The following is a 10194-nucleotide window of genomic DNA, read 5'->3' on the forward strand; positions in this document are numbered from 1 at the left end:
GCGGGAGTGGCGGTACCGACGGCGGACCCGGGCGCCCGCGACACGGCAGAATGTAACCGTGGGAAACCTGACCGCGACCCGGCCGCTACAGCCGTGGACCGCTCCGACGGCCAGCGATCCGGTCTCGGCGTCGCTGACGCTGCCCGGCTCCAAGTCGATGACCAACCGGGCGCTGGTGCTCAGCGCGCTGGCCGCCGGCCCGTCGACGCTGGCCAAGCCGTTGCGGGCCCGGGACACCGAGCTGATGGCCGCCGGGTTGCGGGCGATGGGCGCCCACGTGTCGATCGCCGACGACGAGCGGTGGCTGGTCCGCCCGCACCGGCTGGTGGGTCCCGCGCACGTCGACGTCGGGCTGGCCGGGACGATCATGCGCTTCGTGCCGCCGGTGGCCGGGCTGGCCGAGGGGAAGGTGACCTTCGACGGTGACCCGGTCGCGCGCACCCGCCCGCTCGGTCCGCTGATCGAGGCGTTGCGCTCGCTCGGCGTACGCATCGACACCACCGGGCCCGGCAGCCTGCCGCTGGCCGTCCTCGGCGCCGGCCGGGTCACCGGCGGCGAGGTCGAGATCGACGCCTCCGCCTCCAGCCAACTGGTCTCCGGGTTGCTGCTGGCCGCGCCGCGCTTCGACCGTGGGCTGGTGGTCCGGCACGTCGGCCCGCCCGTGCCCTCCGCACCCCACCTGCGGATGACCGTGCGGATGTTGCGGGCCGCCGGTGCGGCGATCGACGACAGCACGCCCGACGTCTGGGTGGTCGAGCCGGGTCCGCTGACCGGACGCGGCTGGGAGATCGAGCCGGACCTGTCCGGCGCGGTGCCGTTCTTCGCCGCCGCCCTGGTCACCGGCGGCGAGGTGACCCTGCGGGGCTGGCCGCGCGGCAGCGCCCAACCGGTGGAGCGGCTCCGCGCGCTGTTGCAGCAGATGGGTGGGCAGGTCGCGCTGACCACCGACGGGCTCACCGTCCGGGGCACCGGGACAGTGCGTGGCCTGCACGCCGACCTGTCGGACGTCAGCGAACTGACCCCCGTGTTCACCGCGCTGGCGATGCTCGCCGACACCCCCTCGGTGCTCACCGGCGTCGCGCACATCCGGGGCCACGAGACCGACCGGCTCGCCGCGCTGAACCGCGAGTTCACCGCGCTGGGCGCGGACGTCACCGAGTCGGCCGGCGGCCTGGAGATCCGTCCCCGGCCGCTGCGCGGCGGAGTGTTCCGCACCTACCATGACCACCGGATGGCGCACGCCGCCGCGGTGACCGGCCTCGCCGTGCCCGGCATCGAGTTGGACGACGTGGCGTGCACCTCGAAGACGATGCCGGAGTTCCCGGCGCTATGGTCGGCGATGGTGACCGGCAAGAGCTCGACGGACGGGTAGGAGCGGCCCTGGCGACGAAGCGGCGGGAGTACGACGAGGACGACGTGCGGGTCCGGCCCGGCCGGTCCTCGCGTCCGCGTACCCGCACCCGGCCCCGGCACGCCGACGCGGAGGACGGTTTCGTGTTCGCCGTCGACCGGGGGCGGTACACCTGCGTGCTCGCCGGTGCCGCGCCGGACGCGCCCACGGTCACCGCGATGCGCGCCCGTGAGCTGGGGCGCAAGTCGGTGGTGGTCGGCGACCGGGTCGGCCTGGTCGGCGACACCTCGGGCGCGCCCGGTGCGCTGGCCCGCATCGTCCGGATCGAACCGCGCCGATCGGTGCTGCGGCGGACCGCCGAGGACGACGCCAGCACCGCCGAGGGCCGGCTGGAACGGGTGGTGGTGGCCAACGCCGACCAACTCGTGATCGTCAGCGCGCTGGCCGATCCGCCGCCCCGCACCGGGTTCATCGACCGCTGCCTGGTGGCCGCGTACGACGCGGACATCGAACCGCTGCTCTGCCTGACCAAGGCCGATCTGGCCGGCCCGGAGGCGGTGCTCGACTACTACACCGAACTGGAACTGCCGTACGTGCTGATCCGGCCGGACTCGCCGCTGGACGCGCTGCGCAGCCTGCTCGCCGGCCGGGTCTCGGTGCTGGTCGGCCACTCGGGGGTGGGCAAGTCCACGCTGGTGAACCGCCTGGTCCCGGAGGCCGACCGGGCGGTCGGCACGGTCAGTGCGATCGGCCGGGGCCGGCACACCTCGACCAGCGCGGTGGCGTTGCGGCTGCCCGTCCTGGCCGACGCGGTGGACGACCCGGGCTGGATCGTGGACACCCCTGGGGTGCGCAGCTTCGGGTTGGCGCACGTCTCCGCCGAGAGCCTGCTACACGGCTTTCCGGACCTGGTCGAGGCCACCGTCGACTGCCCGGCGAACTGCCCGCACACCACCGACGAGACCGACTGCGCGCTGGACGCCTGGGTCGCCGACGGGCGGGCCGACCCGCGCCGGCTGGCCTCGTACCGCCGGTTGCTGGCCTCCCGGGCCGGCGAGCCCGACGCACGCTGACGCCGCTACCGTGTCCGGCATGACCGGGTACGCCGACGACCTCGCCCTCGCCCACCGGCTCGCCGACGCCGCCGACGCCATCTCCACGGCCCGGTTCCGCGCGCTCGACCTGCGCGTCGAGTCGAAGCCGGACCTGACCCCGGTCTCCGACGCGGACACCGCGGTGGAGCGGGAGATCCGTGCGCTGCTCGCCGAGCACCGCCCCGCCGACGGCCTGCTCGGCGAGGAGTACGGTGCGACCCCCGCCGAGGGCACCCGGCAGTGGGTGGTGGACCCGATCGACGGCACCAAGAACTTCGTCCGGGGAGTACCCATCTGGGCCACCCTGATCGCGCTGCTGGAACAGGGGCGTCCGGTCGTCGGGCTGGTCTCCGCGCCGGCACTGGGTCGCCGCTGGTGGGCGGCGCAGGGCGGCGGCGCGTACGCCGGCCCGGACGTCACCCGGGGTGCGGCGATCCGGGTCTCCGGGGTGGCGAAGCTGGCCGACGCCAGCCTCTGCTACTCCTCGCTGGCGGGTTGGGAGGAGAACGGCCGGTTGGCGCCGGTGCTCCAACTGATGCGCGACACCTGGCGCAGCCGCGCCTACGGCGACTTCTACGGTTACATGTTGTTGGCCGAGGGTGCGCTGGATGTGATGATCGAGCCTGAGTTGTCGCTGTGGGACGTGGCCGCGCTGGTACCCATCGTGACCGAGGCCGGGGGCACGTTCACCGACCTGGCCGGCCGGGCGGCGCCGGCCGGCACCGAGACCAGCGCCGTGGCCAGCAACGGCAGGTTGCACTCCGACATCCTCGACCGGCTGGGTCAGCCGGCCGCGCACTGACGCCCGGTAACCTCTATCCTCGCCAGGTGGCTACCGCGGGTTGGTGTTTTCTGGCGGCGATGATCGTCGCGTACGGCATCGCCAACCTGCTGCAGTCGGTCGCCGCCACGCGTACCACCGTGCACCACACCTTCGACCCGGGGTTGCTGCTGCGCCTGGCCGGGCACCGCACCTACCTGGTCGGGCTGGCCTGCCAGGTCGCCGGGTTCGTGCTGGCCTTCCTGGCCCGCCGGGATCTGCCGCTGTTCCTGGTGCAGGCGAGCGTGGCCGCCGGGCTGGGGGTCACCGCCCTGCTCGGGGTGATCGTGTTGAAGTGGCGGCTGCCGACCGCCGAGGTCGCCCTGCTACTGCTGCTCTTCGCCGGGATCACCGCGCTGGTGCTCTCCGCCCGCCCGGCGCCGTCGAAACCGTTGGGGACGGCAGGCATGATCGCCCTGCTGGTGACCCTGGGGGTGATCGCGGTGTTGGGCATCTTCGCGGTCCGGTTGCGCGGCGCCCCCGGCTCGGTGGCGCTCGGGGCGCTCGCCGGGCTGGGTTTCTCCGCCGCCGCGGTGGCCGCCCGCCCGCTGGCCTCGGCGCCGAGCTGGGAGGTCTTCCTCACCGACCCGCTGCTGTACCTGCTCGTCGGGCACTCCATCGTGGGCCAGCTGCTGCTCGGCCTGGCCATGCAGCGCGGCTCCACCACGGCGGCGGTGGCCGCCATGGACGCGGCCGGTGCGGTACCCGCCGCGATCATCGGCCTGCTGCTGCTCAACGACAAGATCTGGCCGGGCCGGGAATGGCTCGCCGGCATCGGCTTCCTGGTCACCCTCGGCGCGGTCATCGGGCTCACCCGGTACGCCGAACCCCAGCACCACCATGCCGTCGCCCGGGAGACCACCCGAGCCGTGGTACCCGGCACGGACGGCCCGTTGCTGACTCCCGACGGCTCGGCGGAGAACCTCCTCGACCCCAACCCGGACGAACCGGCTCAGGCCGCCTCGACCGGTTTACGCCGGCCGATCACCCGCTCGTAGAGCCGTTCCAGGGCACCCGCGGTCCGCTCCCAGGTGTAGCTGCACCGCACCCGGTCCACCGCCGCGTGCCCGTACGCGAACCGGCCCGCGTTGTCGGTCAGCACCCGGCGCAGCGTCATACCGAGGGTGCGTACGTCACCCGGCGACACCAGCTTGCCGGTGACCTCGTCGACCACCGCGTCGGCGATGCCGCCACGGGCGTAGCCGACCACCGGCACACCGCAGGCCATCGCCTCCAGTGACACCCGGCCGGCCGACGAGTAGTACGGCGTGCAGGCGACCACGTCGGCCGAGCGGTACCAGGTGGCCATCTGGTCGTGCGGCACCGCGCCCACCAGGTGCACCTGTTCGCCCACGCCGACCCGATCGGCCAGCTCACGCAGTCGCCGGGCCTCGGCGTGACCGGCCAGCCCGGCGGCCGGCGGTCCACCGGCGATCACCAGCTCCGCGTCGCCGACCAGGCGCATGGCGCGGATCAGGTCCTCCTGACCGTGGCCGGGCGAGAGCCCACCGACCGAGAGGATTCGCGGTCGCTGCTCGCGCGGCGCGGCCTCGCCGTCGGGATGGAACCGCTCGGTGTCCACCCCCGTCGGCACCAGGGCCACCGCGGTGCGTTGCAGACCCATCCGGGTCAGCTCGTCCACCTCGTCGTTGCACTGGGCCACCGCGATGTCCACCACCCGGGTCAACGCCCGCTCCAACGGGATCCGGGTACCGGGACCGTCGTACTGCGGGCCGAGATGGCGCAGCTGCTCCATCCCGATCGAGTGGTACGTCTGCACGACGGGGATGTCGGTCTCCCGTACGGCGTGCGCGGCGGCCAGTCCGCCGACCCAGTAGTGGCCGTGCACCACCTCCGGTGTCCAGTCACCGGCCCAGCGGTCGGCCAGCCACTGGCCGAACTCCGACACGTACGGCACCAGCTCGGCGGTGGGCAGCGGGGCCACCGGTCCGACCGGGGCCCGTTCGACCCGGTAGCCGTCGACGATCTCACTCTCGGTCGCCGCCGGGTCGTCGCGACGGGCGAACACCCGCACGTCGTGACCGCGACCGGCCAGTTCGGCGGCTACCCGGGCGATGTGCTGGTGGGTACCGACGACGGAGTCGTCGCCGGCGGGCGGCACAGCGGCGTGGGCGCAGACGAGGCCGACGCGCATGGGTCACCTCCATGCGGATGGGGCGGTGGTCCTCCGGTCAGAGCGTCCCATTAACCGGGGCCCGACGAGCCGAAACCTGGCAGATCGGAAGGGGGCCGGCGGCATGACCGGCGGCGCCGTCGGGTATCGGTGCGGGTATGCCCCTGACCCGCCCGCTGCCCGAGAGCACCGTGGTGATCACCGGCGCCTCCAGCGGCATCGGCGCGGCGACCGCGTACGCCCTGGCTCGGCGCGGGTGCGCCGTGGTGCTCGCGGCCCGGACGGAGCCGGCGCTGCGGGTGGTGGCCCGGCGCTGCGCGGAGCTGGGTGGCCGACCGATCGTCGTACCCACCGACGTCACCGACCCGGCGGCAGTGCAGCGGCTGGCCGCCGCCGGCACCGCGGTCGGCACCGTCGCCGCCATCGCCCGGCAACGGCGCGGGTGACGAAGCGGCGGGACCGGTTACGGCCGTTGGGCAGCGGGTAGTGGTCAAGGTATGCGCGATGACGAGTACCCGACCCCGCTGTCCGATCCTGAGGCTGACGGTCTGCCCGACACCGCCGACGACGACTCGACGGCCGGGGACGACGTACTGACCGGGCGGGAGGCCGACGGCCCCGACCCGGCCCAGTTGCCCGGCGACCGCGTTCCGGTGGCCGTCGACGAGTTCGGCACCACCGCCGACGAGCAACTCGACGGTGAGTCGCTGGACTACAAGCTGAGCCGGGAGCAGTTCGAGCTGCCGGTCGACGACCCGCTGGCCGGCCCGGTGGATCCGGACATCGCGGCCGAGGCGGACAGCCGGGAACAGGCGGCGCAGGCACAGCTGGACGCCGACGTCATCGACCCCGGCCCGACGTCGGACCCGAACTCCCCGGTCTCCATCTACGACCACGGGCAGTTGGGCACCGTCGCGGACGCCACCGTGGGTCGGCTGGTCGAACCGGACGAGGGCAGCCACACCGACCAGGAGACCGATTCGATCGCGTACGACGCGGGCGCGGCCGGCGGTGGCGCCAGCGCCGAGGAACTGGCCATCCACGAGACCCGCCCGCCGCACTCGGTCTGACCTCCGAGGTTCCCGACGCACCCGGTCCGGGCGCCGGGGCCGGCGTCCGGCGCCGCACCGGGTCAGTCGTCGAGGCCGCGTTCGATGGCGTACCGGGTGAGTTCGACCCGGTTGTGCAGCTGAAGCTTGCCGAGCGTGTTCTGCACGTGGTTCTGCACCGTGCGGTGCGCCAGGCCGAGCCGCGCGGCGATCTGCTTGTAGGACATCCCCTTGGCCACCAGGCGCAGCACCTCGGTCTCCCGCTCGGTGAGTCGGGGTGCCGCGCCGTCGGCGCTGGTCGGGGCCTCCTCGTCGACGGCGGCCAGCCGCCGGTACTCCCCCAGCACCAGTCCCGCCAGCCCCGGCGTGAACACGGGTTCGCCGGCCGCGGTGCGCCGGACCGCGGCCAGGAACTCGGCGAGCGCCGCGGACTTGAGCAGGTAGCCGGTGGCACCGGCCTTCACCGCGTCCAGCACCCCCTGCTGTTCGCCGCTGGCCGAGAGCATCAGCACCCGCACCTGCGGCCAGGCCGCCCGCAGCCCCCGGATCACCTCTACTCCGGAGATGTCGGGCAGTTGCAGGTCGAGCACCACCACGTCGGGCCGGGCGGCGGCCACCACCCGGATCGCCTGGCGTCCCTCGCCACAGCTGGCCACCACCTGGTGACCCGCCTCGGCCAGGTCGCGAGCCACCCCCTCCCGCCACATCGGGTGGTCGTCCACGACCATCACCCGTACGCCGCTCACGGTTTCCTCCTCGGCACGGTGAGTTCGACCTCGGTACCGCTGCCCGGCGCGGAGCTGATCCGGGCCGCGCCGCCCAGGTCGATGAGCCGGCCACGGATCGCCTGGGCCACTCCGAGGCGGCCCTGCGCGGCGGCCTCGACGAGCCGGTCCGGTGCGAAACCCGGCCCCTCGTCCCGAACCGACACGGTCACCGCCGCGCCCTCGTCCTCGACCAGCACCCAGGCCCGTCCGCCGCCGTGTCGGGCCGCGTTGTCCAGCGCCGCCCCGGTCGCGGCGGCCAACTCGCGGGCCACCGCCGCGGGCAGCGGGACCGGGGTGGCGGGTGCGGACAGCGAGACCGTGGCCGACGCGTACCGGCCGAGCAGTTCACGCACGTCCAGCTGACCCTCGGTCGGCAGCGGGCCGGCCTTCGAGATCAACGAACGCAGCGCCGCCTCCTGCTCGCCGGCCAGCCGGGCCAGCTCACCCGCCTCGCCGTCGAGGTGCGCGCCACGGCGCTGCACCAGGGCGAGCACCTGGAGTACCGAGTCGTGGATGTCGCGGGCCAGCCGGTCCCGTTCCCGGGTGGCGGCCTCCAACTCGACGGCGCGCTGCAATCGTTGGCCGGCGGTCACCGTCAACCGGGCCACGTGCCCGACCACCACACCGGCGAGCAGCATGAGGATCGCACCGTTGAGCGCGGTCGGGGTGACCATGCCCCGGGTCGCGAGGTCGGTCGCGCCGAGTACCAGCGCGGCGGCGGCACCCCGGCGCCGACCGCCGGAGACGGCCCAGGCGAGCACCGGCCCGCTCAGCCAGGCCACCGCCAGGGTGGGCAGCCCCGCGGCGAGCGCGGCCCGGCCCATCACCCACGGGGTGACCAGCAGGATCGCCACCACGACCCCCAGGTCGGCCAGGAGCAGCGGCCAGCCGCGCCGGGCCGGAGCGGCGTAGCCGACCGCGGTGACGGCGGTCCAGACCGCCATGACCAGCACCACCGCACCGGCGGCGAAGGGGTGCGCGTACCGGTCCGCGTCGCGGGCGAAGATCACGCAGACGTACGCCAGGGAGGCCACCCGGAACACCGCGACCGCCCGCCAGAGCGGAAGCTCGAAACCACCGGACGCGGGCACGTGCGTCACGATGCCACAGGCGCCGCGAACGCACCTCGCCTGATGCGGCCCAACTAACCCTGACGTACGGTGGTAAATGCCGCGTAAACCTCTGCGATCTCCTGTCGGGACGGGGCCATGACGAACGCAGAACCCCCCACACCGCGTACGGTGGTGCCCATCGAACACGCCCTCCTGATCGCCGACGCCTTCGACCAGGCCCAGGTGACCGAGCTCCGCCACTCGGTCGCCTCCTGCGCGGGCGCCGCCGGCCTGCGCGACGAGCGCCTGGACGACTTCGTACTCGCCGTCAACGAGCTGATCACCAACGCCGTGCGGCACGGCGGCGGGCGGGGCTGGCTACGGTTGTGGGAGGAGCCCGGGCTGGTGCTCTGCGAGGTCTCCGACCACGGCCAGGGCATCAGCACGCAGCGGCTCGACGAACGCAGCCGGCCGGCGCCGGACACGGCCGGCGGCTGGGGTCTCTGGCTGGCCCGGGAACTGACCGACGCGATGGACGTCGAGACCGGCCCCGACGGCACCACGGTACGGATCACCACCGCGACCGTCCCCACCGAGCAGCACACCGGCCGCCACCGGCACGACTGACCCGCCGGATCACTCCCAGCGGTTGCCGGTCAGCTTCTCGTAGACGTCCACGTAGCGGGCCCGGGTGGCGGCCACCACATCGGCGGGCACCTCCGGTGCCGGCGCCTGCTTGTTCCAGCCGCTCTCGGCCGCCCAGTCGCGCACGTACTGCTTGTCGTAGGAGAACTGGGTGCGCCCCGGCTGGTACGACTCGGCCGGCCAGAACCGCGACGAGTCGGGGGTGAGCAACTCGTCGCCGAGGACCAGCGCGCCGTCGGCCGCCCAGCCCAGCTCGATCTTGGTGTCGGCGACCAGGATGCCCCGCTCCGCGGCCAGCTCGGCACCCCGGCAGTACACGTCGATGGTCAGTTGCCGCAGCCGCTGCGCGGTCTCCCCGCCGACCTTGTCGACGACCTCGGTGAAGGTCATCGGCTGGTCGTGCTCCCCCACCGGCGCCTTGGTCGACGGGGTGAAGATCGGCTCGGGCAGGATGGACGCCTCGACCAGCCCGCGCGGCAGCTCGACACCGGACACCGCGCCGCTGTTCTCGTACTCCTTCAGGCCGCCGCCGGTCAGGAAGCCGCGGGCGACGCACTCAACCGGAACCATCTGCAACCGACGACAGCGGATCGCCCGGCCGGCGAACTCCGCCGGCACGTCGGTGGCCGAGATGACGTGGTTCGGCACCAGATCGGCCAACTGCTCGAACCACCACAGCGACAGCGCGGTGAGCAGCTTGCCCTTGTCCGGGATCGGGGTCGGCAGCACCACGTCGTAGACGGAGATGCGGTCCGAGGCGACCAGGATCAGGTCGTCTCCGTCGGCGTAGACATCCCTCACCTTGCCCGAATGCAGAAGTTCCACGGCCACAAGTACACCACGCGGCACACGTACGGCCGTGGCCGGACCTAACGCCGACGGCCCCGGGTCAGCCGGATCACCAGCAGCACGACGACGGCCACCACCGCCAGGCAGCAGAGCAGACTGAGGAAGCCGAAGAAGCCGCCGCCCCGCCGCCGCCGGGCGGCCTCGACGACCAGTTCCCCGGTGCCGGTCGACGCCCAGGCGGCGACCGGCACGAACACCGACAGCACGACCGCACCCACGAGCGCGCCGAGCCGCCCCCACCACCTACTGATCGAAGACATGGCCCCATCCTCGCCGACCCGGGCAACAGGAGTCGCCGGGGGCAGAAAAGATCAGCGGCCCCGGACGTATCCGGGGCCGCTGAAGGCAGTAGCGGGGACAGGATTTGAACCTGCGACCTCTGGGTTATGAGCCCAGCGAGCTACCGAGCTGCTCCACCCCGCGTCGCTGGAAC

Annotated in this window: 12 protein-coding genes and 1 tRNA gene; 7 read left to right on the forward strand and 6 right to left on the reverse strand. The window is 73.5% G+C overall.

The features are described from left to right. The first annotated feature begins 58 nt into the window (after nt 1-58). From aroA to D2L64_RS21135, 4 genes are read left to right on the forward strand one after another with little or no spacing between them, the layout of a single operon-like run. Nucleotides 59-1372 (forward strand): 3-phosphoshikimate 1-carboxyvinyltransferase, encoded by a 1314-nt coding sequence (gene aroA / locus D2L64_RS21120; RefSeq protein WP_119578942.1) that lies wholly within the window; start codon nt 59-61, stop codon nt 1370-1372. Further along, a complete protein-coding gene (rsgA, locus tag D2L64_RS21125) occupies nt 1330-2424 on the forward strand; it encodes a ribosome small subunit-dependent GTPase A (RefSeq protein WP_119578943.1) in 1095 nt (364 codons plus the stop codon). Before aroA ends, rsgA begins: the two co-directional genes overlap by 43 nt. A gap of 19 nt (nt 2425-2443) precedes the next feature. Continuing rightward, on the forward strand, nt 2444-3247 hold the full coding sequence (hisN, locus tag D2L64_RS21130; protein ID WP_119578944.1) for a histidinol-phosphatase: 804 nt from the start codon (nt 2444-2446) through the stop codon (nt 3245-3247). 59 nt (nt 3248-3306) lie between these two features. After that, the gene (locus D2L64_RS21135) at nt 3307-4263 is read left to right on the forward strand and encodes a hypothetical protein (RefSeq protein ID WP_199714685.1); all 957 of its coding nucleotides are present in this window, start codon (nt 3307-3309) and stop codon (nt 4261-4263) included. Here the strand turns inward: D2L64_RS21135 and D2L64_RS21140 are convergent. Next, entirely contained in the window at nt 4218-5420 is a 1203-nt protein-coding gene (locus tag D2L64_RS21140; RefSeq protein WP_119578946.1) for a glycosyltransferase, read from the reverse strand. The genes D2L64_RS21135 and D2L64_RS21140 overlap by 46 nt on opposite strands. 137 nt (nt 5421-5557) lie before the next feature. Here D2L64_RS21140 and D2L64_RS21145 point away from each other — a divergent pair, with 137 nt between their 5' ends. Beyond that, complete coding sequence (locus tag D2L64_RS21145; protein WP_233559070.1) at nt 5558-5845, forward strand: SDR family NAD(P)-dependent oxidoreductase; 288 nt, start codon at nt 5558-5560, stop codon at nt 5843-5845. Nucleotides 5846-5896: 51 nt separating this feature from the next. Further along, nucleotides 5897-6469 (forward strand): DUF5709 domain-containing protein, encoded by a 573-nt coding sequence (locus D2L64_RS21150; RefSeq protein WP_119578947.1) that lies wholly within the window; start codon nt 5897-5899, stop codon nt 6467-6469. A gap of 62 nt (nt 6470-6531) precedes the next feature. Here the strand turns inward: D2L64_RS21150 and D2L64_RS21155 are convergent, their stop codons facing one another. Together D2L64_RS21155 and macS are read right to left on the reverse strand one after the other, a co-directional pair. Next, on the reverse strand, nt 6532-7176 hold the full coding sequence (locus D2L64_RS21155) for a response regulator (RefSeq protein WP_119578962.1): 645 nt from the start codon (nt 7174-7176) through the stop codon (nt 6532-6534). Nucleotides 7177-7190: 14 nt separating this feature from the next. Beyond that, nucleotides 7191-8306 carry a MacS family sensor histidine kinase gene (gene macS, locus D2L64_RS21160; RefSeq protein ID WP_199714679.1) on the reverse strand — a complete coding sequence of 372 codons (1116 nt, stop codon included), beginning with the start codon at nt 8304-8306 and terminating at the stop codon, nt 7191-7193. A gap of 117 nt (nt 8307-8423) precedes the next feature. Between macS and D2L64_RS21165 the strand changes: the two genes are divergently transcribed. Then, nucleotides 8424-8894, forward strand: a complete 471-nt coding sequence (locus D2L64_RS21165; RefSeq protein WP_119578964.1) for an ATP-binding protein — start codon at nt 8424-8426, stop codon at nt 8892-8894. Nucleotides 8895-8903: 9 nt separating this feature from the next. Here the strand turns inward: D2L64_RS21165 and D2L64_RS21170 are convergent, their stop codons facing one another. The 3 genes from D2L64_RS21170 to D2L64_RS21180 all read right to left on the reverse strand — a co-directional run bounded on the left by D2L64_RS21170 (nt 8904) and on the right by D2L64_RS21180 (nt 10184). Continuing rightward, a complete protein-coding gene (locus D2L64_RS21170; protein WP_119578965.1) occupies nt 8904-9737 on the reverse strand; it encodes a phosphoribosylaminoimidazolesuccinocarboxamide synthase in 834 nt (277 codons plus the stop codon). 44 nt (nt 9738-9781) lie between these two features. Then, nucleotides 9782-10021: a hypothetical protein gene (locus D2L64_RS21175; RefSeq protein ID WP_119578948.1), complete on the reverse strand. Its 240-nt coding sequence runs from the start codon at nt 10019-10021 to the stop codon at nt 9782-9784. Nucleotides 10022-10110: 89 nt separating this feature from the next. Beyond that, a tRNA-Met gene (locus tag D2L64_RS21180) sits at nt 10111-10184 on the reverse strand. Nucleotides 10185-10194 lie beyond the last annotated feature (10 nt).

The organism is Micromonospora radicis (assembly GCF_003583405.1).
GTDB classification, from domain to species: Bacteria; Actinomycetota; Actinomycetes; order Mycobacteriales; family Micromonosporaceae; genus Micromonospora; species Micromonospora radicis.